At 66.5% G+C, this 23,946-nt stretch carries 17 protein-coding genes; 3 read left to right on the top strand and 14 right to left on the bottom strand.

The genetic code is table 11. The features are described 5' to 3' along the window. Positions 1 to 376: 376 nt before the first annotated feature. From C3B78_RS01345 to lysS, 5 genes are all read right to left on the bottom strand, one after another. Complete coding sequence (locus tag C3B78_RS01345) at positions 377 to 2,869, bottom strand: ATP-dependent Clp protease ATP-binding subunit (protein WP_104996472.1); 2,493 nt, start codon at positions 2,867 to 2,869, stop codon at positions 377 to 379. Positions 2,870 to 3,012: 143 nt separating this feature from the next. Continuing rightward, positions 3,013 to 4,860, bottom strand: a complete 1,848-nt coding sequence (locus C3B78_RS01340) for a PxKF domain-containing protein (protein ID WP_104996471.1) — start codon at positions 4,858 to 4,860, stop codon at positions 3,013 to 3,015. A gap of 237 nt (positions 4,861 to 5,097) precedes the next feature. Further along, positions 5,098 to 5,427 carry a histone-like nucleoid-structuring protein Lsr2 gene (locus C3B78_RS01335; RefSeq protein ID WP_104996470.1) on the bottom strand — a complete coding sequence of 110 codons (330 nt, stop codon included), beginning with the start codon at positions 5,425 to 5,427 and terminating at the stop codon, positions 5,098 to 5,100. A 133-nt stretch (positions 5,428 to 5,560) separates the two neighbouring features. After that, complete coding sequence (locus C3B78_RS19805) at positions 5,561 to 5,737, bottom strand: hypothetical protein (RefSeq protein WP_199775304.1); 177 nt, start codon at positions 5,735 to 5,737, stop codon at positions 5,561 to 5,563. Positions 5,738 to 5,739: 2 nt separating this feature from the next. Next, positions 5,740 to 7,272, bottom strand: a complete 1,533-nt coding sequence (gene lysS / locus C3B78_RS01330; protein ID WP_104996469.1) for a lysine--tRNA ligase — start codon at positions 7,270 to 7,272, stop codon at positions 5,740 to 5,742. 74 nt (positions 7,273 to 7,346) lie between these two features. Here lysS and C3B78_RS01325 point away from each other — a divergent pair, with 74 nt between their 5' ends. Next, positions 7,347 to 8,201 (top strand): alpha/beta fold hydrolase, encoded by an 855-nt coding sequence (locus C3B78_RS01325; protein WP_104996468.1) that lies wholly within the window; start codon positions 7,347 to 7,349, stop codon positions 8,199 to 8,201. On the opposite strand, the gene atzF is transcribed toward C3B78_RS01325, so the two are convergent. The 5 genes from atzF to C3B78_RS01300 all read right to left on the bottom strand — a co-directional run bounded on the left by atzF (position 8,198) and on the right by C3B78_RS01300 (position 16,984). After that, positions 8,198 to 10,057, bottom strand: a complete 1,860-nt coding sequence (gene atzF / locus C3B78_RS01320; protein WP_104996467.1) for an allophanate hydrolase — start codon at positions 10,055 to 10,057, stop codon at positions 8,198 to 8,200. The genes C3B78_RS01325 and atzF overlap by 4 nt on opposite strands. Continuing rightward, the gene (gene uca, locus C3B78_RS01315) at positions 10,054 to 13,818 is read right to left on the bottom strand and encodes an urea carboxylase (RefSeq protein ID WP_104999572.1); all 3,765 of its coding nucleotides are present in this window, start codon (positions 13,816 to 13,818) and stop codon (positions 10,054 to 10,056) included. Before uca ends, atzF begins: the two co-directional genes overlap by 4 nt. 14 nt (positions 13,819 to 13,832) lie before the next feature. After that, positions 13,833 to 14,510 carry an urea amidolyase associated protein UAAP2 gene (locus C3B78_RS01310; RefSeq protein WP_104996466.1) on the bottom strand — a complete coding sequence of 226 codons (678 nt, stop codon included), beginning with the start codon at positions 14,508 to 14,510 and terminating at the stop codon, positions 13,833 to 13,835. Continuing rightward, complete coding sequence (locus C3B78_RS01305; protein WP_104996465.1) at positions 14,507 to 15,391, bottom strand: urea amidolyase associated protein UAAP1; 885 nt, start codon at positions 15,389 to 15,391, stop codon at positions 14,507 to 14,509. Before C3B78_RS01305 ends, C3B78_RS01310 begins: the two co-directional genes overlap by 4 nt. Positions 15,392 to 15,481: 90 nt before the next feature. After that, positions 15,482 to 16,984 carry an amino acid permease gene (locus C3B78_RS01300; protein WP_104996464.1) on the bottom strand — a complete coding sequence of 501 codons (1,503 nt, stop codon included), beginning with the start codon at positions 16,982 to 16,984 and terminating at the stop codon, positions 15,482 to 15,484. A 218-nt stretch (positions 16,985 to 17,202) separates the two neighbouring features. Between C3B78_RS01300 and C3B78_RS01295 the strand changes: the two genes are divergently transcribed. Further along, positions 17,203 to 17,871 carry a TetR/AcrR family transcriptional regulator gene (locus C3B78_RS01295; protein WP_104996463.1) on the top strand — a complete coding sequence of 223 codons (669 nt, stop codon included), beginning with the start codon at positions 17,203 to 17,205 and terminating at the stop codon, positions 17,869 to 17,871. Positions 17,872 to 17,959: 88 nt separating this feature from the next. Next, the gene (locus tag C3B78_RS01290) at positions 17,960 to 18,796 is read left to right on the top strand and encodes an alpha/beta fold hydrolase (RefSeq protein WP_104996462.1); all 837 of its coding nucleotides are present in this window, start codon (positions 17,960 to 17,962) and stop codon (positions 18,794 to 18,796) included. Positions 18,797 to 18,877: 81 nt separating this feature from the next. Here the strand turns inward: C3B78_RS01290 and C3B78_RS01285 are convergent, their stop codons facing one another. The 4 genes from C3B78_RS01285 to C3B78_RS01270 form a co-directional block, all read right to left on the bottom strand. Next, positions 18,878 to 20,353 (bottom strand): DHA2 family efflux MFS transporter permease subunit, encoded by a 1,476-nt coding sequence (locus C3B78_RS01285; RefSeq protein ID WP_104996461.1) that lies wholly within the window; start codon positions 20,351 to 20,353, stop codon positions 18,878 to 18,880. A 137-nt stretch (positions 20,354 to 20,490) separates the two neighbouring features. Beyond that, on the bottom strand, positions 20,491 to 21,057 hold the full coding sequence (locus tag C3B78_RS01280; RefSeq protein WP_104996460.1) for a type 1 glutamine amidotransferase domain-containing protein: 567 nt from the start codon (positions 21,055 to 21,057) through the stop codon (positions 20,491 to 20,493). A gap of 137 nt (positions 21,058 to 21,194) precedes the next feature. Then, positions 21,195 to 23,024, bottom strand: a complete 1,830-nt coding sequence (locus tag C3B78_RS01275) for a glycoside hydrolase family 13 protein (RefSeq protein ID WP_199775303.1) — start codon at positions 23,022 to 23,024, stop codon at positions 21,195 to 21,197. After that, positions 23,021 to 23,830: a sugar ABC transporter permease gene (locus C3B78_RS01270; RefSeq protein WP_234005483.1), complete on the bottom strand. Its 810-nt coding sequence runs from the start codon at positions 23,828 to 23,830 to the stop codon at positions 23,021 to 23,023. Before C3B78_RS01270 ends, C3B78_RS01275 begins: the two co-directional genes overlap by 4 nt. Positions 23,831 to 23,946 lie beyond the last annotated feature (116 nt).

Genomic DNA, 23,946 nt, shown 5'->3' with positions numbered 1-23,946 from the left:
TACATCACAAACCGCTACCTACCCACGGAACGACGCCGGCGCTCAAGTTCAAAGGGGAGGCAGGGCGCCCGGGTCCGCTCCGGCGACGACCATCAGACATTTCCCGGCGCCTGCTCGTTCCTCGCTTTGACGGCGCCTACATAAATGCCTGATGTCCGTCGCCTCGTGCATAGGCGCGCCTCACGCGAAGCGGAGGGGCCGGGGTCATTTGTGTAGCTTGCGTCAAAGCGACGGAGGAGCAGCAAGCGGCAAATGACTCCGGTGCCGCAGCGACTTAGCCACGGGTGACCGCCGGATGCCAACACTTTGACGGGACCGAGGGCAAAGCGAAAGCCCCGCCGCTCCTTGCGGAGTGGCGGGGCTTTGGCTGTCGAGACTAGACGCTCGGGGCGATTTCCGGGATGCGCGGCTTGGCGTTTCCGGCGAACGTGAACTTCGCGTCGTCGCCATCGCCTTCCACATCCACAACGACGATGTCGCCGGCGTGGATCTCGCCGAACAGGATCTTCTCGGAGAGCTGGTCCTCGATCTCGCGCTGGATGGTGCGGCGCAGCGGCCGGGCACCCATGGCGGGGTCGTAGCCTCGGGTTGCGAGGAGCACCTTGGCCGCGGGCGTGAGCTCGATGCCCATGTCCTTGTCCTTGAGGCGCTTCTCCAGCCGGGAGACGAAGAGGTCCACGATCTCGATGATCTCGTCCTGGGTGAGCTGCGGGAACACCACAACGTCATCCACACGGTTCAGGAACTCGGGACGGAAGTGCTGCTTGAGCTCCTCGGTGACACGGGCACGCATGCGGTTGTAGCCGGTCTGCGTGTCAGTGCCGGACTGGAAGCCGGTAGCGACGCTCTTGGAGATGTCACGGGTGCCGAGGTTCGTGGTCATGATGATCACGGTGTTCTTGAAGTCCACCACGCGGCCCTGGGAGTCGGTCAGCCGGCCGTCTTCCAGGATCTGCAGCAGCGAGTTGAAGAGGTCCGCGTGGGCCTTTTCAACTTCGTCGAACAGCACCACGGAGAACGGACGGCGCCGGACCTTCTCGGTCAGCTGGCCGCCTTCCTCGTAGCCCACGTAGCCCGGAGGGGCACCGAACAGCCGGGAAACGGTGTGCTTCTCGGAGTACTCGGACATGTCCAGCGTGATGAGGGCATCCTCTTCACCGAACAGGAACTCGGCGAGTGCCTTGGCGAGCTCGGTCTTGCCGACGCCGGTGGGGCCGGCGAAGATGAACGAGCCGCCGGGACGCTTGGGGTCCTTGAGCCCTGCACGGGTGCGGCGGATGGCCTGGGACAGGGCCTTGATGGCCTCGTTCTGGCCCACCACGCGCTTGTGCAGTTCGTCTTCCATCTTCAGCAGTCGCGAGGACTCTTCCTCGGTCAGCTTGAAGACGGGGATGCCCGTGGAGTTCGCCAGCACCTCGGCGATGAGATCCTCATCCACCTCGGAGATGTCGTCCATGCCCCCGGACTTCCAGTGGCGCTCCTTCTCCGAGCGCTCGGAAATCATCTTCTGTTCCTTGTCGCGGAGGGCGGCTGCGCCTTCGAAGTCCTGCGCGTCAATCGCGGACTCCTTTTCCATCTTCAGCTTGGCGATGCGCTCGTCCATGGCCTTGAGCTCCGGCGGAGCGGTCATGCGGCGGATGCGCAGCCGGGCACCGGCTTCGTCGATCAGGTCGATCGCCTTGTCCGGCAGGAAGCGGTCCGAAATGTAGCGCTCAGCGAGGCTGGCTGCTGAGGCCAGGGCACCGTCGGTGATGGTGACGCGGTGGTGTGCCTCGTAGCGGTCGCGCAGGCCCTTGAGGATCTCGATGGCGTGCGCCACGGAGGGTTCCTTGACCTGGATCGGCTGGAAGCGGCGCTCAAGAGCGGCATCCTTTTCGATGTGCTTGCGGTACTCATCCAGCGTGGTTGCACCGATGGTCTGCAGTTCGCCGCGGGCCAGCATCGGCTTCAGGATCGAGGCAGCATCGATGGCCCCTTCAGCGGCGCCCGCACCCACCAGGGTGTGGATCTCGTCAATGAAGAGGATGATGTCGCCGCGGGTACGGATCTCCTTGAGGACCTTCTTCAGGCGCTCTTCGAAGTCACCGCGATAACGCGAGCCTGCCACCAGGGAACCGAGGTCCAGCGTGTAGAGCTGCTTGTCCTTGATGGTCTCAGGGACATCGCCGCGGACAATCGCCTGGGCGAGGCCCTCGACGACGGCCGTCTTGCCGACGCCCGGCTCACCAATCAGGACCGGGTTGTTCTTGGTGCGGCGGGAGAGGACCTGCATGACGCGTTCCATCTCCTGCTCGCGTCCGATGACGGGGTCCAGCTTGTTCTCGCGCGCAGCCTGGGTGAGGTTGCGGCCGAACTGGTCCAGGACCACAGACCCTGCGGGCGTTCCCTCGGGCTGCCCGGAGCCGACGCCTGCGCCGGTGGTCTCCTTGCCCTGGTAGCCCGACAGGAGCTGGATGACCTGCTGGCGGACCCGGTTCAGGTCGGCGCCGAGCTTGACCAGCACCTGGGCTGCAACACCCTCCCCCTCGCGGATGAGGCCCAGCAGGATGTGCTCCGTGCCGATGTAGTTGTGGCCCAGCTGGAGGGCTTCGCGCAGCGAGAGCTCCAGCACCTTCTTGGCACGGGGCGTGAAGGGGATGTGGCCGGAGGGCGCCTGCTGGCCCTGACCGATGATCTCCTGCACCTGCTCGCGAACGCCGTCGAGCGAAATGCTCAAGGACTCAAGAGCTTTGGCGGCAACACCCTCACCCTCATGGATAAGACCCAAGAGGATGTGTTCGGTACCGATGTAATTGTGGTTCAGCATGCGTGCCTCTTCTTGGGCAAGCACAACTACGCGACGGGCACGGTCCGTAAATCGCTCAAACATTTCGCCACACTCCTAGCTACGACGTACTTTGATGCTACGTGGCTGGCCCCTGGTTGTGGAGCGTGTTCGCCACAGGGGAAACATGGTGCGGATCCGCAGGGAGTGTTCGGGGTGCGGCTACCGTATTGCCCGGAGCAGGCTTCCTACTTCCGGAAGTGGAACAGCGCCGTATGAACCGTGCCGTCATTGAGCCTGAGCTCCAACTGGCGGCAGGAACCGGCCCATGCCTTCTCGGTCTTCCAGACGAAAGTGTACGAATCGCTGGCCGCGTTGTAGCTCAGCAGGCTGGTTCCGGCGGCAACAGTCTGCTCGATATCGTCCGGCGCGGTGCCGCCCGGACACGCGATCGCAGACGACGACGGCGCTCCGCCGGCCAGGATGTCCAGCCCCCGGTTACCGCCCACGCCGAACTTGAGGGGCACCGAAGCCCCGGCGGTCATTGCATTCAGGACAGCGCCGGTGTCCACCGGCTGCAGGAATCCGGTGAACGGCCAATGCGGCTGGCCGACGGCAAAAGGTGAGAAGGAATGCGTCACACCGCAGACCCTTCCCGTACTGCTGCTCACCGTGATGTCCTCCCACGCTCCATCCACGTAGTGGTACAGGTGCTGCCCCGCCGCCTGTGCCTGGGTCATGCCGGCGGTGTCGAAGGTGATGCAGACTTCCACGCCGAGTGCGGCGTCGAAGACCGCACTGGTTTCGATGTCGTAGTACAGAGGCGGGTCGGTAAGGGATGAGAAGCTGCCGGCAGGCGGGGCAGCTTCAGAACCGAGACGGGTGACGGTGGTGTTTCCCGCCGTCGTTACTTGTCCGAACTCCAGCGTGGCGGGGGCTTGGCCGGTATTGTCCACGGGCGCGGCGACGACGTCATTTCCTACCGCAGTGAGGCCGGGGTCCACCGGCCCGATGGAGTTGCTGGCCAGGGCCGTGTAGGTGCAGCCGATACCTGCAATGTCGAGCCGCGCAGACACAGATTTCCCCCCGGCGTCGAGGGGAACAACGAAGGTGGGGCCGTATGCATCTTCCACCAGGTCGGTGCCGAGGAACCAGGTGTACCGCTGGAGGCAGGGCTCCCCGAAGGGTCCCGCCTCAACGAAATCCGGAGCGGCGGTGAGGGTTGCCCCCAGGGCCGGCTGGCCGGACAGAGTCAGGACGCGCGCCGCATCAACAGGCACTGACGGCGGGAAAACTGCATAGGCCAGATTGAAGTGGTTGCCGCCGGTAAGGGTGATAACCTCCGCCTCAGCACGGTGCGGCGTCTCCGGCCACCAGCGCTCAGTGATTCCCCCTTCGGGACTTTCCTTGACGAACCGCACTTTGTACGTGCCCGGCGCCACGCCCTCAAAGGTGTAGTAGCCGTTGGCGTCGGTACGCAGCGCCTCGCCAACCAGGCTGGTTTCCGGTGCAGCTGCCGCATCATGCAACTCGACGCCGATGCCGCTGAGCAGTGACCCTGCCTCCCCTCCGGAGCTGCTGGCGACAGCCCCGGAAACGGAGGACGCGGCCGAATGGAGAACCGTCCACCCCGCATGGGTCCAGCTGGAATTGGCAGGGGTGAGGGAGTCCACAACAATCACGTCCGCCGTGGCGAAGGTCCTGCTGTCCTGGTACGTGATCAATTCGGAGATGGAGAATTCTCCGGCCCCTGCGGTGGACGTGTACCAACCTTCCAGGAATCCCGGCGCGGTGGCCCGGATCTTATAGCGGCCATCCGGCAGGTGGAAAGGAACGGTACCGAAGATATGTTCCGCCTTGTTTGTGGCCAGCGGTGCGGAGCCATCGCCGTCTGCCGCAAAAACGTCGTAGGTAATTTCAGTCAGCGGTTCAGTTCCGGAATCGACCATGGCGACCAATTCGGTGGAGTGCGGCACCGCACCCACCGAAACGGAGGCGTGGTCCGAAAACGCCACCGGACCGAGCGGCACCGCCAGGAGCACCACAAGGGCGCCGACGACAGCCGCAAACCGACGGGGCGTAAGTTTTCCAGACATCATTGTCCTCCACCGCACAGAAGTTGAAACGGCCGGATAAAGCCGGCATCCCAGACCGGTAGCCCAGCGCGTTCCCCGCCCATCAATACCCGCAATCGAATCGGCAAGTAGGTCAACGATACGCGCACCACCCCGGACTTCCAAGCATTTCTCCAGCTGCCCGCTGCTGGTTTAAGTTGAAAACCCTGCCGCCGCCGGATGGCGAAGGCAGGGTTTTATGCGGAATGGGATGCGAAGCTAGGAGTGGGCCTTTTGGTAGGCTTCCTGGATTTCGGCCTGAATTCGGCCGCGGCTGTTAACCGTGTAGCCGTTTTCGCGGGCCCATTGCCTTATTTGAGCGGAGTCGTGGCTGCGTCCCCCCGATGCCGCCTTGGCACGGGGCGGGCGGCCACCGGAAGTCTTCCGTGCGGCTGCAACGAAGCGTTCCAGCGTAGAACGGAGTTCAGCGGCGTTTGCTGCTGAAAGATCAATCTCGTAGTTCGCCCCGTCAAGGCCAAACTTCACATTCTCGTCTGCGGATCCCCCATCCAGATCATCAACGAGGATGATGTTTACTTTCTGTGCCATTCAAGACTTCCTTTTGGAAAGGGTTCGGTTTTCAGAAAAGCAGGATGTTTTCCTTTAAAGTATGACTCTCATTATGGCAACGCGTCAAAACGCCAAATGGTTCCGGGGGATATCGGGAAAAGGCCGGGGTTTATCAATTCGATTTCGGGTCCGTCCGGTCCCCGGTTGATGCCGCCTTGGCTTCAGCCTCGGCCTGGGCCCGCGCTTCCGCCTGGCGCTCTGCTTTGTCCGCATTGAAAATCGACTTCATGGCAAACCAAAAAAGCAGGCCCACCACAAGGGAAGGAAGAAGGACAGCTACGTATTCCACGGTCAGTGGCCTTCCGGCTTGAGCAGCGGGAAGAGAATCGTTTCGCGGATTCCGGCTCCCGTGAACAGCATGACCAGCCGGTCGATCCCCAGTCCGATTCCGCCCATCGGAGGAGCACCGTACTCAAGGGCACGCAGGAAGTCCTCGTCCAGCTGCATGGCTTCGTCGTCGCCGGCGGCCGCGTGGCGTGACTGCTCGGTCAGGCGTTCGCGCTGGATAACGGGGTCGATCAGCTCGGAGAAGGCCGTGCCGCGCTCCATTCCGCCGATGATGAGGTCCCAGGCCTCGATCAGGCGGCCGTCCTCGCGGTGCGGACGGGCCAACGGCTGGGCGGAGGGCGGGTAGTCGTAGACGAAGGTGGGGTTCAGCAGCGTGGGCTCCACGATCTCGCCGAACAACTCAACAGCCAGCTTCTCGGCGTCCCACTTCGGATCCACCTTGACCTCGTGCTTTGCGGCGATGTCGCGGAGCACCTCCAGCGGGGTGTCCGGCGTGACTTCCCGGCCAACGGCGTCGGAAAGCCCCGGGTACACGGCAAGCCAGGCCCAGTCGCCGTCGAGGTTAATCTCACCTGCCTCCGTCTGGAGGACGCGCCCGGCACCCACGGCGTCGGCGGCGTCGAGGATGATCTCCTTGATGCGCTCGGCCATCACGAACTGGTCAGCCCACGCCTCGTAGCACTCAAGGGTGGTGAACTCGGGGCTGTGGGTGGAGTCCACGCCCTCGTTGCGGAACACGCGACCCATGTCGTAGACACGGTCGATCCCGCCCACCACGGCGCGCTTGAGGTAGAGCTCGGTGGCGATGCGCAGGGTCATCTTCTGGTCGAAGGCGTTCATGTGGGTCTCGAACGGACGTGCCAGCGCGCCGCCGTGGACCAGGTTCAGGATGGGGGTCTCCACCTCCACGTAGCTGTGGCGGAAGAGTGTCTCGCGGATGGAACGGGTGATGGCGGCGCGGGTGTAGACCATTTCGCGGGCTTCGTCGCGGACCATCAGGTCAACGTAGCGCTGGCGGACGCGGGTCTCTTCGTTCAGTTCCGCATGCAGCACCGGCAGCGGGCGGAGCGCCTTGGAGGCCATGGACCAGGACTCTGCCATGACGGACAGTTCGCCGCGGCGTGAGGAGATGACCTCACCCTTGATGAAGACGTGGTCGCCCAGGTCAACCAGGGCCTTCCAGTCGGCGAGCGCCTCTTCGCCCACGTTGGCGAGGCTCAGCATGGCCTGGAGCCGGGTTCCCTTGCCGTCGGTGCCGCCCTCCTGGAGGGTGGCGAAGCACAGCTTGCCGGTGTTGCGGATGAACACCACGCGGCCCGTGACCCCCACGGTGTCCCCCGTGGTGTCGTCCGCCTCAAGGTGGGCGTACTTCTCGCGGATCTCGGCGAGGGAGTGCGTCCGTTCCACGCCCACCGGGTACGCCTCGGTGCCGCGCTCGATCAGTTTGGCGCGCTTCTCCATGCGGATCCGCATCTGCTCGCTGGCGTCGAGGGGCTCTGGGGCGTTCTTGGGCGCGGGGGTGTTTTGGGAAGTCACAATCCCCAAGTTTACCGGGAGTTGGACAGACCGGCTTCGCGGCTGCCCGGCAGGCGCCTGCCTAGGATGGGGTGGTGAAAGAACAGGTACTTCCAACGCCCGACGGCGGCCGGCTGGCTTTGTACAGCTACGGCACCGAAGATGCGCCGGGAGAACGCCGGGTGCTGCTGATCGGCGGAGCCTTCCTCACCGCGCTGATTTACCGGCCATTTTCCGTGGCCCTGGCGAAGGGACTCGGCGAGGGATGGGCCGTTGACGTGTATGACCGCCGCGGGCGCGGAAGCTCATCGGAACAGCCAGCGGACTACTCCATGGCCACCGAGATCGCGGATGTGCGGACGGTCCTGGACGCCAGCGGCGCCCGGAACATCCTGGGCCACAGCCTGGGCGGATCCGTGGCCCTCAACGCGGTCCAGGAGTTCACCGGAACCGCGTACGTGCCGGACAAGCTTGCGGTGTACGACGCCGCAGTGAACATCGACGGCAGCATCGACACCGGCTGGCTCGACGGGTTCGAGGACGCCGTGAACAACGGCAAGGTGGGGCATGCCCTGGCCCACATGAAGAAGGCCACCAAACCGGGTTCGGCGATGGCCAGGATCCCCGAGCCCGTCCTTGCCGGGCTGATGGCCGTGCTGTCGCGGACCAAGGTGAACCGGATGTTCCAGGAAGTCATGCCCAGCGGGGTGGGCGAGCTCCGGGCCGCCTACAAGGAAGCGGACCATGCCAGGGACTTCAGCGTGCTTCCTGCCAATACCCACTTCATGGCGGGCGGCAAGAGTCCCGGCTATTACAAGGCAACGGCAGAGCGGCTGCACGCTGCGGTCCCCGGCAGCACCTACGAGCTCTCCCCCAAGTGCTTCCACGGTTCCATCCCGGCCGCCGTGGACGAACTGGTCGCCGACATTTCCAAGTACTTCAAGGGCTAGGCTCCGCGGCTGGACCCTGCCAGCGCGGCGTCCCCGAGGTCCTGCCCCGCGGTCTTGGGCCGGGGCACGCGGTCCTTGGCAGCCAGCCAGTCGCCGTAGTGCGTGATGTCCTCCCCCTGTGTGGCGGCCACCGCATCGCAGGCGAACCCCACGGCGCGGGAAGCGTCGGCCAGTTGGATTGATCCGAGCAGCATGGGTTCTGGCAGGGCAGCCAGGAACGCGCCCATCCCGGCTTGGGACACGAGCCACCGTTCACCCACAAGCTCGGCTCCGCCGTCCTCCGCGCGGTACACCCCGGGCTTCGGCGGTTCTGTGTCCAGGGACACCATCCGGTAGCGGGCCGCAGTGCGGACGGGGCCGTCCCAGGCGGCGCCGAGCTCCTCCAGCTGCCGGGCCAGGGGCTGCCCCTTCCGGTGCGCGCCGACCACCACCAGCGGCACGGCGGCTGCGCCTGCAGCCACCGGCCAGGGAACGGACGACGACGGGTGGGCAGCTTCGCCGGCAGCCGCCGGCGCCGCGCCCGGCGCGTGAAGGGCACGAGCGAAGAGGGCAGGCGCTTCGGGGGTCACCTCAAGGAGCCGGGCGATGTCGGCGGCAACGGCGTCGTCGAACGTCCGTGCCACCACGGTCAGCCCGAACTGCGCGCCGTCCACGGCGCCAGCCGGCACCGCAACAGCGCTGAGGTCAAACAGGTTGCAGAAGTTCGTGTAAGTCCCCATCAGCGAGTTCACTCCCACCGGGTCCGCGGCCACATCGGCAAGGGTGGGGTGGAAGGGGGTGGTGGGGATCAGCAGGGCGTCAAACCCTTCCAGCCGCGCCATCGCCTGCTGCTTCAGTGCTTCCAGTTTGGCGGAGTCAGCCACGTACCGGTGGGCGGGCACACTGCCTGCTGCCCGGATGATGCGCTCCACCGTGGGATCGATGCCCGCCTGGCTGTGCGCGCCGCCGTCGTACTTTTCCAGGAAACCGCCGACGGCGGCGTGGCGCTCCGCCACCAGCCCGCCGTCGTACAGCAGCCGGGCGGCCTTGAGGAAGGCATCGAATTCGATCGCTTCCGCCTCAACGCCCAACCCCTTGAGCCGGTCCACATTGCGGTGGAATTCGGCTGCCCAGGCCTCCGGGAGCGCCGGGAGCGTTGCGGGATAGGCCACCCGCGGCTTTTCCGGGGCCGCCAGCCGGATGTCTGCCGGCCAGGCGCGGGAACCTCCAGCCATCACCCCCATGGCGAGCTCCGCCGTCGACAGGCGGCGGGCGAAAATGGTGACGGCGTCCCAGGACCGGCACGCGGGCACCACACCGGCGGTGGACACAACGTCCAGCGTTGGCTTGATGCCTACGATCCCCTGCAGCCCTGCGGGCACACGGCCCGAGCCGGCGGTGTCCGTTCCGATGGCGATGTCCGCCAGGCCAAGGGCCACAGCGACTGCCGAGCCGGAGCTTGAGCCGCCGGAGATATAGTCCGGACGGCGGGAATCCCGGACCGCCCCGTGCGGGCTGCGGGTGCCCACCAGGCCGGTGGCGAACTGGTCCAGGTTGGTGGCGCCCAGCACCAGGGCTCCGCCGGCACGGAGGCGGGCCACCGCTTCGGCGTCCTTCTCCGGCAGGTAGGCGAAGCCGGGGCACGCCGCCGTCGTGGGGATTCCCGCGACGTCAACGTTGTTCTTGACGGCGAGCAGGAGCCCGGCCAGCGGCAGGTGGGCTCCACCCGACACAGCCGTGTCGATGGCGGCGGCCTCCGCCAGCAGGTCATCCGCAGTGCGCAGGCTGATCCAGATTTCCGGACGATCCACTGCTTCCAAGGCGGCCAGCGCCGCCTTGACCCGCGTGGCGGCCTTACCGGTGGTTACGGTGCTCATACTGTTGCCTCTTCCAGTTCCTGTGCTTCCGGTTCCCGTGCTTCGATAACGGACACGGACTCCGCGCCCACGCTGCCGAGCACCACCACTGCCTCTCCCGCAACCACCTGCGAACCGGCGGCCGGCAGGACCTGCAGCACCACGCCGTCGCAGGGAGCTTCCAGGACGGTCTCCATCTTCATCGCCTCCAGCGAGACCAGAGCCTGGCCCTGCACCACCCTGTCACCTTCCGACACGTCAACCTTCCATACGCTCGCGGCGAACGGAGCGGCCACGAGGGACCCGCCGTCCGGAACGGTCACCTCATCTGCCACCGGTGAGATGACAGTGGCAAGGGCATCGGCACGGTCGAACTCGCCGGCGTCGGCCCATGCCTGGCGTTCCACGGCGAACGCGGCGCCCTGCTTTTCCCGGAATGCCGCGATGGATTCACGGTTTTCCTCAAGAAACACTTCGTGCTCGGCCAGCGAGAAGGTACCGTCCTCGATTTCCACGCCGCGTCCCCGTCCGGCGGCCATGTCCGCGCGAAGGCCCAGGAGTTCCTCCGGGCTGACGGGGTACCAGGAGATCCGGTCGAAGAAACGGAGCAGCCAGGGAGACCCGGACTCGAACGGGGCGGAATCCGCGTAGCGCGACCATACCTGGGTGGTGCGGCCAACGAACTGGTAGCCGCCGGGCCCTTCCATGCCATAGATGCACATGTAGGCGCCGCCGATGCCCACTGCGTTCTCCGGGGTCCAGGTGCGCGCGGGGTTGTACTTGGTGGTGACCAGGCGGTGGCGCGGGTCCAGCGGGGTGGCCACCGGGGCGCCGAGGTACACATCACCCAGTCCGAGGACCAGGTATTCGGCGTTGAAGACGGTGTCGAACACGTCATTGACCGAGTCCAGCCCGTTGATCCGCCGGATGAATTCGATGTTCCAGGGGCACCAGGGGGCGTCGTCGCGGACGCCCGCCATGTAGCGTTCGATTGCCTCGCGGGTGGCTGGGTCGTCCCAGGACAGCGGCAGCCGGACGGTGCGGCTGGGGACCACCAGCTCGGAACTCGCCGGCAGTGCCGCCTCGATCTCCCGGACCAGGCCCAGCAGGCGCTTGGTGGACAGGACCGAGGGATCCACCTTGACCTGCAGGGAGCGGATGCCCGGGGTGAGGTCCACTATGCCCGGCACGCGGAGCTGTTCGAGGTGCTGGTGCAGGGCATGCACCCGGGCGCGGAGGCCGAGGTCCAGGACCATCTCGCCGTATTCGACGAGCAGGTTGTCGTCGCCGGAGCGGCGGTAGGTGACCGCGGGCCGGCCGGGACCTTCCGGCACCCGGCCCAGTACGCCGTCGTCGCCATCCCCGCGCGGGGTGCCGACGGCGGGGGCGGAGGCCGCTGCGGCGGTCACCTTCGCCATGTCCCCGGACCAGCCGGCGTCGCCAGGCAGGACCAGCTGCCGGCCGGGTCCCAGGTCCTTGGCCGACGGCGCCTGGCTGACACGGACGGGAACGAACCGGACCTTGTCCCCCGGCCGGAGCTGGCCGAGCTTCCAGCGGTCGGCGGTCACCACGGTCACCGGGCAGACAAACCCGCCCAGGCTGGGGCCGTCCGGGCCCAGGAGGATGGGGGTGTCGCCGGTGAAGTCCAGGGCACCCACCGAGTATGCGGTGTCGTGGATGTTGGACGGGTGCAGTCCGGCCTCGCCGCCGTCGGTCCGGGCCCAGCGCGGCTTGGGGCCGGTCAGGCGGACGCCGGTGCGGGCGGAGTTGAAGTGGACCTCGTACTCGGAGGCATACAGCTCTTCGATGTCTTCGCGCTGGAAGAACTCCGGGGCACCGTGCGGGCCCTCCGTCACGGCGAGCTCCCAGGTGGAAGTGAGTGCCGGGCGGCTATCCAGCGGGACTGCCGCCGAGGAAACTTCCTTACCTGCAGTGCCTGCGGCGGGGGCAAGGGCGCGGAGCACGTCACCGGCGCGCAGGACCCGTCCGGCGTGCCCGCCGAACTGGCCCAGCGTGAAGGTGGAGGCGCTGCCCAGGTACTGCGGAATGTCCAGGCCGCCCTGGAACAGGATGTAGCCGCGCAGGCCGTTGCCGCCGGCCGTGCCGACGTCGAGCGTTCCTCCGGCCGGAACCGTCACGGGCGCCCAGGCCGGCACCTCTGTCCCGTCCACCGTCACCGTTACCTCCGCGCCGGTGACGCAGACAGTGGTGGCGTGCGTGAAGGCCAGGCTGGGGCCGGACATGGTGAATTCCAGGCCGGGCGCACCTTCCGTGTTGCCCAGGGCGGTGTTGCCGAGCCGGAAGGACAGATCGTCCATGGGCCCGCTCGGCGGGACGCCGATCTGCCACAGTCCGGTCCGGCCGGGCCAGTCCTGCACGCTGGTCTGCAGGCCGGGGCGGCTCACGGTAATGCGCGGTTCGGGGTCGCCCACGTTGTCCAGGGTGCTGGTGGAGTGCTGGACGCTGCGGACCACGTCCAGGGCGGTGGCGGCGCGGAGCATCCCGAGGTTGGTCTCGATGCCGTCGATCCGGGTGCCGGCGAGCGCGGCGGCCAGCCTGTCGAAGGCTTCGGTGCGGTTCGCGCCCGAGGTGATGATCTTGCCCAGGAGCGGATCGTAGTTGGTGGAGACTTCAGTTCCGGTTTCGGCCCAGGCGTCCACCCGGACGATCTCCGTGGCGGGGTAGGCGGTGTTGGTCACGGTGCCGGCGCTGGGCTGGAAGCCGCGGGCGGGGTCCTCGGCGTAAACACGGGCTTCCACCGCGTGGCCTGTTACGGGCAGGCTGTCCGGGACGTCGGCGAGGACGGTTTCCGCCTCGCCGCCGCCCTGGGCCAGGCGGAGCATCCACTCCACCAGGTCTACACCGGCGACGGCCTCGGTGACCGGGTGCTCCACCTGCAGCCGGGCGTTGACCTCGAGGAATGACGCCTCGCGGCGGGCCGAATCGTAGACGAATTCCACGGTGCCGGCCGAGCGGTAGTTGAGGGAGGCGCACAGGGCGCGGGAGCTGCGGTGGAGTTCTTCCCGCAGTTCCTCCGGGAGGTCCGGCGCGGGGGCCTCCTCGAGGACCTTCTGATGGCGGCGCTGCAGGGAGCAGTCGCGGTCGCCAAGACTGACCACCCTGCCCTTGCCGTCGCCGAAGATCTGCACCTCGACGTGCCGGGCGTTCTCCACGTACCGCTCGGCGAAAACCCCTGCGGTGCCGAAGCTGGCACCGGCCAGGCGGGCCACGCGGGGGAAGCTGTCCACGAGCTCGGCCTCGTTGCGGCAGACCGTCATGCCGATCCCGCCGCCACCGCCGGTGGCCTTGAGCATCAGCGGGAAGCCGATCGCGGTACTGGCCGCAACGGCGTCGTCGACGTCCTCAAGCAGCCCTGAACCGGCGATCATCGGCACCCCGGCTGCCCGGGCGGCGTCGCGTGCTGTGTGCTTGGTGCCGAAGATGCGCAGCTGCTCGGGTGTGGGCCCCACGAACACCAGCCCGGCTGCTTCCACGGCCTCGGCGAAGGCGGCGTCCTCGGAGAGGAAGCCGTAGCCGGGGTGGATGGCGCCGGCGCCGGTTGCCTTTGCCGCCGCCAGGATTGCGTGCACCCGCAGGTAGGACTCCTTGGCCGGAGCGGGTCCCAGGAGCACCGCTTCGTCTGCCAGGCGGACGTGCTTGGCGCCCCGGTCCGCTTCGGAGAATACGGCGACCGTCCGGAGCCCCAGCTTCTTCGCAGATTCGATGATGCGGCAGGCGATCTCGCCGCGGTTGGCGACCAGGAGGGTGTCGAATGTGTTCAGCGTGTCAAAGGAGTTCACAGTGCAGCCTCCGGCCGGGTGACGATCATGCGGACGGGGGTGGGGTTGAAGCCGTTGCACGGGTTGTTGACCTGCGGGCAGTTGGAAACCAGTACCAGGGTATCCACCTCGGCCCGCAGTGCCACGCGCTTTCCGGGCGCGGACAGCCCGTCAACGATGCCCAGGGCACCGTCCGGGTCCACGGGCACGTTCATGAACCAGTTGATGTTGGACACCAGGTCCCCCTTCCCGAGGCCCCAGCGTGAGCCCTCAATCAGGAAGTTCTCCACGCACGCGTGCTGTTCACGGGTGTGCTGGCCGTAGCGGAGGGTGTTGGACTCCTGGGAGCAGGCGCCGCCGATGGTGTCGTGAACGCCCACCTCGTCCGCAACGACTGTCATCAGGGGCGCGCCTGTTTCCGCCCTCAGGACGGAACCCGTGGTCAGGACAATCGACTGCTGATGCGCAATGGTGACGGCGGCGGAGTACCGCACGGAGGTGTCGCCTGCTGCGTACAGGAGGCAGTCCACGGCCTGGTTGCCTTCAAGGTCCACAATGGTCAGCACATCGCCGGCGGAAACGACGGCGGACCAGGGGCCGCGCGCCTCGACCAGCTCGTCGAGGACCACGTCGCCGGAAACCAGGGCAATGTCGCGGGCGCCTGCTGCGGGAGAGGCGTAGGTGGCGGTGTTCATCGGGAGTTCCTCGCGGTCAGATCGTGTTCGGTGTTGCGCAGGGCCTGCAGGTGTTCGGGAGCCAGCGGCCCGGTGAGTGCGCCGGATTCCAGTGCCGCCAGGTCCTGCGGCGCGTACCAGGCCACGATGTCCACGGCAGTGCCGGTGAAGTCAGGGCGCGGGTCCAGCGGGTGGGCGGTGTTGGCCAGTACCAGCACGGTGTCCAGCTGGAGCAGGAGTTCGACGGCGGCACCCGGCCCGGCGCTCCCGGTGAAGGTGATGCTGCCGGCGGGGTCCACGGTGATGCCCTTGAAAAGGGTCAGCGAGGGCGCCACATCACGCGGGCCAAGGCCGCTCTTGAGCGCTCCAAGGGTGAGCAGCTCGCGGGCGGCAGGGGACGCACTGTGGGCGGTGCCCGCACCGTACCGTGCCGTGTTTCCCTCCAAGGTGGTGGCGCCCGTCAAGGCATCGTGGCGGGAGGAGGCATCGGCGACGATCGTGGCCATCAGGCGGCCGGCGTCGGAAAGCAGCGGGTGGCCTGTTGAGGGGTAGGCCTGCCAGGGCACCTTGACGGTGTCCGCGATGTTGAGCCGTTCGTGCAGGGCTCCGGCGCGGTAGAGGAGGGCGTGCACGCAGGCGTCGCCGGAGGTGTCCGTGAGCCTGATCCTGGTGCCCCGGGCCAAGGTCATGGTGGTGTAGCGCCCGAAGGCGAGGGATTCGGCCCAGGTGGGCTGGGCGGCGGCGTCCCCGGTGAGGCCGGCGGTCAGGCGGTCGGGGGCGGAGGCGGCGGGCACAAACCGCATCGTGTCAACGGTCCTGCCGTGCTGCTCCCGGGCGTGGGCGCGGGCACCTGCCGTGGTGGCGGTGCCGGCCGGTGCCGGGCTTGCGGTTACTTGTGTCATGTCTATCCCGTGTTGTTCTGGAGCGCGGTTCGTTGCGCGTGGTTGTTTCCGGAGCTGTTGCTCCGCAAGCCGGGGTGAAGCTCCGGCCTCTCAGTCCTTCGAAGCCAGGTTCCGGCGTCGGACCCACATCCCCAGGAGCAGAACGACGGCGACCATCAGCGGCGCCGAGTAAAGGAGGAGTCCGTTTTCGCCGGAGGGGTCGTAGACCTCCGGACGCGGCCAGGCAAGGTTGACCACCATGACGGCCCCGTAGAGGACCGCGAGGATGTTCACCGGAAGCCCCCAGCGGCCCAGCGAGAACAGTCCTTCAGGCAGCGCCTGCCCCACCCGGTTCCAGTCGCCGCGGAGCCTGTTGAGGAGCTGCGGCACGGTGACCAGGAGGTAGGCGATGTAGACCATGACGATGCAGACGCTGCAGAGGGTGGTGAACAGGGCGGCGTTGCCAACGTTGATGGCAAGGACGCCGACGGCCAGCGCGCCGATGGCGATCGACGGCCACATGGGCGTACCCCGGGTGGGGTGGACTGTCGACAGCAGGGCGGACGCGGGCAGCTTGCCGTCGCGCGCCATGGAGAACACCAGCCGGGAACCGGCGGTCTGGATGGCCAGGGTGCAGACGAAGATGGCGATGGCCACGTCCACCAGCAGGACCTTGCCCCAGAACGTGCCCAGGACGGCGGTGAGGACGTAGGGCAGGCCCTCGGTGGCGAGGCGGCCGTCGTCGAGGCTCGGCGCGGCCATCAGGGCCGTGATGATCATGAGCGCCCCGCCGATGCCCGAGATGAGCAGCGCGGAAAGAATGGTGCGCGGAGCTGTCCGGCGCGGGTCCTTGGTTTCTTCCGAGAGTTCGCCGGCGGAGTTGAAGCCCACCATCACGTAGGCGGCCATCAGTCCGGAGACCAGGAAGGCTCCCACGGCGCCGAGGTCGGACGTCTGGAGCACCGTGGTGTCCGCAACCACATCCGGTCCGCGCTGGGCTGCGCTGATCAGGGCGAGGATGACGGCCACGACGCCGACGATCTCGCAGGTGACACCCACCGAATTCACATGGGCCATCAGCTTGACGCCGAGCGAGTTGAGGATGGTGGTGGCCACCAGGAGCACTGCTCCGAGGATCACTGCATTGGCGGCTCCGCTGACGGTGTTGAGCGCGGGGTCACCGCCTACTATCTGGAAGCCGTCCCAGAGCTGGGGCAGCACCACCTGCAGGGCGATCGCGGCGGCTGCGGCTGTGACCACCTGGGCAATGGCCATGAACCAGCCGGCGAACCAGCCCACGCCCTCTCCCCCGACGCGGCGGGCCCACTGGTACACAGCTCCGGACAGCGGGTAGCGGGCGGCGAGTTCCGCGAAGTTGAGGGCAACGAGGAGCTGGCCCACCAGTACCACCGGCCAGGTCCAGAAGAAGGCCGGCCCCGCGAAGGAGTAGCCGAAGGCGAACAGCTGGAAGATGGTGGTCAGGATCGAGACGAAGGAAAAGCCGGCAGCAAAGGAAGCGTAGCGGCCGAGTTTCCGGTGGAGGGTGGGTTCGTAGCCAAGGGACGTCAGATCCGCGTCGTCCGCGTGGACGGCGGGAGCAATGGTTGAGGTCATCGGATTCTCCAGGGGCTGGAATGGCGGGGGCCGCCGGTTCTGCAGCACTCGGCCGAAAGCTGCGGAATACCGGTCAATTGATAGTTTTCCAGCGCGATGTCCCCAGCTAGTTTCGCCTCGGTAAAAGGCTCAAAGACATCTTGTTTCCACGGCATTTCCGGCTCCTCACCCCGGCCCCGGAGACGAAGGCGTGCCCGCCCGGGTGCAAGAATGATGCGGTGACTTCAGCCGGACCAGGACGCCCCCGCAGCCAACAGCCCTCCAGGCCCGGGGCGACTGCCCGGGAGGAAATCCTGGATGCGGCGGCCGAGCTTTTCACGACGCACGGCTTCGCCAACACCTCCACCCGGTCCATCGCCGACGCCGTGGGGATCAGGCAGTCCTCGCTGTACCACCACTTCAAAACCAAGGACGACCTCCTCGAGGACCTGCTGGAGGGCACCGTGCTCGGCGGGCTGACATTTGCCCGCGCGGTGGCCGCCCTGCCCCACGGCGAGGGGACTCCGGGAGGCCGGCTTCACGCCGTCGCACTTTATGACGGCACGCAACTGTGCAGCTCCCGCTGGAACCTTGGAATCCTGTACCACCTGCCCGAAGCCCGCGGCGGCCGGTTCGCGCGGTTCCTGGCGGACCGGCAGGAACTGCGGAACCTGTACGGGGAACTGGGCGCCGCCGTGTCCCCGGCGGGTCCCGCCGCAGCTTCGGGGAACCCGGGCGACCTGGCGTTCCGCCTCGTCGAATCCCTGGTCAACCTGCGGGCAGACGGACTGGCAACATCGGAATCTCCGCTGCAGGCGGCTGACGCCGGGCTCATCCTCTGCGGACTCGCCGAAGAACTGCCGGCCATCCGGGAACAGAGCACGGCGCTCATCGCACGCCTGGGCTGACCATCCCGAGCCCGGCCACGGCCAAAATGTCTCCGGGGGTGCAGCGCGCGTGATGGTTGCCTTCAGGTTGCTCAGCTAGGCTCGGAACATGACGCGTGAGAACATCAGGACCCCCGACGGCGGCACGCTGGAGCTCTTCTCCACAGGCACGGAACTCGCTTCCGCCGGTTCGGGCGTTGTTATTGTCCCGCCTTCCATGGTGACCGCCGCGGACTACACGAAGTTTGCGCAGAAGCTCAGCGCCGCGCTGGGCCGTCCGGTCCACACGTTCAACCGCCGCGGCCGCGGTTCGTCATCCCCCCAGCCGGAGGATTACACCCTGGACGTGGACATCCGCGACCTGGACACGGTCATGAAGCACACCTCGAGCACGGACGTGTTCGGCCACAGCTTCGGCGGGGCCGTTGCCCTGCACGCGGCGCGGACCCTGCCGGTGGAGCGGCTGGCCGTGTATGATCCCGCAGTCTCCGTGAACCACAGCGTCAAGGCCGACTGGACGGCGGAATACGAGCGGGCAGTTGCCGCCGGCGACGATGACCGCGCCCTCGCCGTCCTGAAGCGCGGACTTGAAGCAGGCGGCTCCTTTTCGTCCCGCATGCCGCTCTCGATGCTGACCCTCGCCAACAAGCTCACCGCGGGCACCAGCGAGGGAAAGCAGCAGCGCGAGCTGATGCGCACGGGCGTCCGGGAAATCAAGGCAATCATCGCGGCGGACATGCCGGCCGAGCCGTTCCTGGAACTGCCGCTGGAAACCCTGATCGTGGTGGGCGAAAAGAGCCCGGCGTACTTCGGCGTGGCCTGCGGCCAGATCCACGACGTCCTCTCCGGCTCCAGCTACACGATCCTCCCGGGCCTGGGCCACGACGGCGTCATCAAAGCCCCGGACAGGCTCATCAAGGAGCTGGCGGACTTTTTCGCCGGCTAGCCCAAGTAGGTAGCGCCAAGTGTCGTTTTGAGCGGTCAAAACGACACTTGGCGCTACTCAGTTGGGCAGGCCGGGGGCCGGTTAGTGGGCCGCGTGACCCGGCCCGGCACCTTCGGTCTTGCGCATCATGGCGGAAAGTACGACGGCGGCAAAGGCTATGACGGTTGCCGTAAGGAACGCGGCGCTCATCCCCGCCACGAGGCCGGACGCTGCCGAAACCACCGCGAAGATCGACACCAGCAGGGCCGTGCCGGCTGCGCCCGCAACCTGCTGCGTCGTGCTCATGATCGCGGACCCGTGCGAGTAGAGGTGCGGCGGCAGCGGGTTCAAACCGGTGGTGAACGCCGGAGTGAACAGCAGCGCCAGCCCGAAACTCAGCCCCACGTGCAAGGTGACGATCCACGCAACGGACGTGCCGGCGTCGAGCATTGAGAACTGCCAGAGGGACACAACCATCAGGATGGAACCCGTGACGGTCAGCGGCAGGGGCCCTACCTTGTCGAACAGCCGGCCGATGACCGGGCCGAGCAAGCCCATCGCCAGGCCGCCGGGAAGCAGCGCGAGTCCCGTTTCAAGGGAGCCGAGGCCGCGGATTTCCTGCAGGTAGAGCGGCAGCAGGATCACGCCGCCGAACAGCGCCATCATGGCCACCACCATCAGCAGGACGGACACCGTGAACATGCGGAAGTTGAAGGCGCGCAGGTCAAGCAACGGGGCTTCGGCTTTCTGCAGCCGCACCTGGCGCAGGATGAAGACGGCGAGGCTGGCGACGCCGATCACCAGCGCGGCGATGGCGGGCGCGCCCGGACCGGCCTGGCCGCCGTGGCCGCCGCCGATCTGGCTGAGCCCGTAGACCAGCCCGCCGAACGCGGGGACGGTCAGGAGGACCGAGAGGAAGTCGAGCCTGGTCTTCTCCGTCTCCCCCACGTTGGTCAGGTACTTCGCGCCGATGGCGAGCGCCACGAGGGCCACCGGGAGGACGAACACGAACATAAAACGCCAGGTGAAATGCTCAAGGATCAGCCCGGACACCGTGGGGCCCATGGCCGGAGCCACGGAAATGGCGATGCTGACGTTGCCCATGACGGCCCCGCGCTTGGCGAGCGGAACCAGGGTGAGGATGGTGGTCATCAGCAGCGGCAGCATGATGGCGGTGCCGCCCGCCTGGACGATACGCGCCAGCAGGAGGATCTCAAACCCGGGAGCCGCCGCGGCGAGCGCGGTACCGCCGGCAAAGAGCCCCATGGCGAGCATGAAGACGGCGCGTGTGGAGAGGCTTTGCAGGATGAACCCGGTGGTGGGGATGACAACGGCCATGGTGAGCATGAAGCCGGTGGAGAGCCACTGGACGGTGGGCGCATCCACCCGGAGGTCCACCATGAGCCGCTGCAGGGCCACGTTCATGATGGTTTCGTTGAGGATCACCACGAAGGTGGCCACCAGCAGCGTGCTGATGATGGTCACGGACTCCCGGGACATTTTCTCCGGTGCGGCGGGCTTGGATCCTGCGGCCTGGACGGACTGGCCCTTGGCGTTTGGAGAGAGTTCGGTAGACATGGGTGTTCCCCCAGGGAGTGTATGGATGATGCGCGGACATGGCCGCTGCAAGTGCCAACACTCTACCGGGTGGAGTAATTCCTCCACACCGGAACTTTCTCTAAAGCCTGAGGGAACTGCCGGGGTTGGGTGCGGAACTAGGCGGTCTGGCCGGCGTGCCGGCCTTCCGCGATTTCCTCCACCAGCTTGGCGTTGAAGGCGGGGAGGTCGTCCGGTTTGCGGCTGGTCACCAGGCCCTGGTCCACCACCACTTCCTCGTCGGTCCAGTTGGCGCCCGCGTTCTTCAGGTCGGTCTGGAGCGTGTGGTACGAGGTGACGTTCCGTCCGCGCAGCACGCCGGCTTCAATGAGGAGCCAGGGCCCGTGGCAAATGGATGCCACCGGCTTGTGCTGTTCAAAGAAGCTGCGCGTGAACGCCTGGGCGTCCTTGTCCACGCGGAGGTGGTCGGCGTTGACGACGCCGCCGGGAAGGACCAGCGCGTCGAAGTCACCGGCGTTGGCCTCGGCAACGGTGAGGTCGACGTCGAACGTGTCGCCCTTCTCCGTGCCTTTGTAACCCTGCAGCTTGCCGCTCTTCGGGGCCACGAGCGTGGGCTGGCCGCCGGCGTCCTTGACTGCCTGCCACGGGCTGGTGAGTTCAACCTGCTCGACGCCGTCCGTCAGCAGGAATGCCACCTTCTTGCCTGCGATGCTCTGTTCTGACATTGTTCCTCCTCGACTGAGGCGGGTCCGGCGCCTTGCGGGCACCGGACCGCGCCCCGGAAGCTATTGCCTGACGTTTCCAGCCTAGGAAGTGGAAAAGTCATAAGCAAGCTGAGCATTTCCTCCGCGGCACAGCGGCCTTAAGCGGACGGATCACAGCTCCACATGGCAAAGGCCGGCCCTGCGCTGGGCAGGGTGACCACTCCACTTGCCTCTGCGTGAACGTCCGGGGTCCCTGCGAGGCCGCGAAGGCGGGTTCCGACGACCCGGGCGGGAATCCTGATGGCGGCATGGTCGGCCCGGGAGGCGTGGATCAGCACCGTTTCGTTGGCTGATTCACGAAGGAAGGCAAAAGCATCATCTCCAATTGCGAGCCACCGCAGTCCGCCCTGTCGAAGGGCTTCCGACTGGTTCCGCGTTTGGAAAAGAGCACGGGTGGTGGCCAGCCTCTCATGGTCCCATTCATCCGGATTGTCCCAGGGGAAGGGGCGGCGGCCATCTTCACCGTTCACGCCTTCCTGTCCGATCTCATCACCCGCCCACAGCATGGGGATCCCTGGCATAGTGGCCAACAGTCCAAATGCCACCGTGACCAACCGCGGGTCCCCGAGCAGGGTGCTTACCCGGAAGGTGTCGTGGGACCCGACAAGGTTGAGGGCGTGCGCGGCCGCGCGCCAGGGTACGGCCGCAGCGAAGTCCCGCATTGAGCCAACCACGTCTTTTCCGGAGAGCCGGGGGATGGACACGAAGGGCCCTGGCTCCAGCGGTACGGCGGCTGGCGGCTTCAGCCATTGCCATACCGGGCGCGTGAATCCGGCGTAATTCATCACGCCATGCCAGCCATCCACCTGCAGGTCCTGCGATGCGTCGTGGTTATGTTCGGCCAGCAGCAGCGCCTCCGGATCCGCTTCAGCCATGGTCCGGCGCAGCGTTGTGGAAACCATGTGGTTGAGGTCGGTGGTGCCGTGCCGCCCCGTCATGTTGGCGACGTCGATGCGCCAGCCGTCGAATCCGTGCGGTCCCAGCCAGCGGGCCACCACGGAATCCTTGCCCTCGTACAGGCGCCGGCGCAATTCCGGATCGCTGTGGTTGAACTTCGGCAGCGATTTATGCCCGAACCAGCACACGTACTCATCAGGGTGGTCGGTGAAGAGGAAGAATCCCGCTTCGACGCTTTGCGGATCCTCAACCGCTGTCCTGAACCATTCGTGGGCGTCCCCGCAGTGGTTGGTCGTCAGGTCGCCAAGCAGGCGCATGCCGCGGTCATGCAAGGCCCCGGAGAGGCGGCGCAGAGCTGCATCTCCGCCAAGCAACGGATCCACCTGGTCGAAACTGGATGCGTCGTACCGGTGGTTTGAACGGGCGGGAAATATCGGTGTCAGATACACGGTGTCGGCCCCCAAGGAGGCAATGTGTTCCAGGCGGGTGGTGATTCCGTCGAGGTCTCCGCCGAAGTATTGATACGGAGTTTCGGGTCCCCGCCCGATCACCTTGTTTTCCCAGTCCTCGGGGATGGCCCAGTCCGGTGCCGGCCGGTCGACTGATTTTGCAAACCGGTCCGGGAAGATCTGGTAGAGGACGGCACTGTTTGCCCAGGCGGGAGGCGGGGAGTAGGCAGTGATGCGGAAGTCGCAGGCGTCCGTCACGTCGCGGGTGTGCAGGCCGGTCCCGTTGAACCACTGGTACCCGCTCGGGGATCCATCCAGCAGCCAGCGGTAGTTCACCACCGGGTTCTCCAGAAGGAAACCAGCCTTCAGCCAGAACTCGTCCGCGTTTTGACGATCGATGCTCGTCTCAAGCAGCGCCTGTTCGCCATCGATGCATACGCGCAGCAGTGCCTTCGTTACGCCGCTGGCGCGGGGAACCCGAAGGAACACCGTGACTGCGTCCCCCAGTTCAGGAGTGGGGTTGGAAACGTACATTGCGGAACCGTCATGATGCGGCTGGTCCCACAGCTGCATGGCGCTCATCCCTTGACCGCCCCGGCGGTGAGTCCTCCGGTGATGAACTTTTGCAGGAACTGGAAAAGCAGGACCACGGGCAGGCTGGTGAGGAGGGCTCCGGCGGCGAACACGCCGAGGTTCCCGGACCGGTCAGCGTCGATGGTGGCGTACAGTCCGACAGCCAGGGTCTTGACGTCGTTATCGGTGAGGAAGATCGATGCCAGGACAAATTCGCCCAGCACGCCGATGAAGGACAGCAGGCCGGTGACTGCCAGGATCGGGGTTATCAGGGGGAAGATGACGCGGAAGAACACGGTGGCGTGGCCGGCTCCATCCATGATTGCTGCCTCGTCCAGCTCCTTCGGCACCGAGTCGAAGAATCCCTTGATGAGCCACACCTGCGAGAGCGCGCCACCCATGAGCAGGAGTCCGTAGCCCAGGAGCGTGTTGAGGCCCAACTGGGGAATTATCTCGCCGATGGCAGTGAACATGAGGTACAGCGCCACTACGGCGAGGAACTGGGGGAACATCTGGATGAGGAGAAGGCTGAGCAAGCCTATTCGCCGGCCGCTGAAGCGGAAGCGCGAAAAGGCGTATGCTGCCAGGGCGCTGCACAGAATCTGGCCAAGGGTGACGGCAGTACTGATGATCAGCGTGTTGGCAAACCAGCGGAGGTAGGGCCGGTTGGGGTCGGTGAAGAGCGCTTCGAAATGCACGAAGCTCACTTCACGAGGAATCAGGCTGGTGGACGCCACCGTGCCCAGCGGGTTCAGTGCCGCCGAGACAATGAACAGCACGGGGAACAGGGCTACTGACACCGCGGCGATTGCCACAAGGTGACGCCATCCGACTTCTGTGAACCATCGGTTTCGCTGGTGCTTGCGTCGGGACTCCGGGATCTTTTCCGGTTCCTGCAGGGGTACCTCAGCAAGACGTGTGTGGGCAGACG

It is taken from the genome of Arthrobacter sp. PGP41, from assembly GCF_002953935.1.
GTDB lineage: Bacteria > Actinomycetota > Actinomycetes > Actinomycetales > Micrococcaceae > Arthrobacter.
This window is presented reverse-complemented; position numbering and strand designations above follow the sequence as displayed.

Coding starts and splice junctions, on each gene's coding strand:
- C3B78_RS01345 (WP_104996472.1), bottom strand. CDS start 2,869: ATGTTTGAGCGATTTACGGACCGTGCCCGTCGCGTAGTTGTGCTTGCC.
- C3B78_RS01340 (WP_104996471.1), bottom strand. CDS start 4,860: ATGTCTGGAAAACTTACGCCCCGTCGGTTTGCGGCTGTCGTCGGCGCC.
- C3B78_RS01335 (WP_104996470.1), bottom strand. CDS start 5,427: ATGGCACAGAAAGTAAACATCATCCTCGTTGATGATCTGGATGGGGGA.
- atzF (WP_104996467.1), bottom strand. CDS start 10,057: ATGAGCACCGTAACCACCGGTAAGGCCGCCACGCGGGTCAAGGCGGCG.
- C3B78_RS01310 (WP_104996466.1), bottom strand. CDS start 14,510: ATGAACACCGCCACCTACGCCTCTCCCGCAGCAGGCGCCCGCGACATT.
- C3B78_RS01305 (WP_104996465.1), bottom strand. CDS start 15,391: ATGACACAAGTAACCGCAAGCCCGGCACCGGCCGGCACCGCCACCACG.
- C3B78_RS01300 (WP_104996464.1), bottom strand. CDS start 16,984: ATGACCTCAACCATTGCTCCCGCCGTCCACGCGGACGACGCGGATCTG.
- C3B78_RS01290 (WP_104996462.1), top strand. CDS start 17,960: ATGACGCGTGAGAACATCAGGACCCCCGACGGCGGCACGCTGGAGCTC.
- C3B78_RS01285 (WP_104996461.1), bottom strand. CDS start 20,353: ATGTCTACCGAACTCTCTCCAAACGCCAAGGGCCAGTCCGTCCAGGCC.
- C3B78_RS01280 (WP_104996460.1), bottom strand. CDS start 21,057: ATGTCAGAACAGAGCATCGCAGGCAAGAAGGTGGCATTCCTGCTGACG.
- C3B78_RS01275 (WP_199775303.1), bottom strand. CDS start 23,024: ATGAGCGCCATGCAGCTGTGGGACCAGCCGCATCATGACGGTTCCGCA.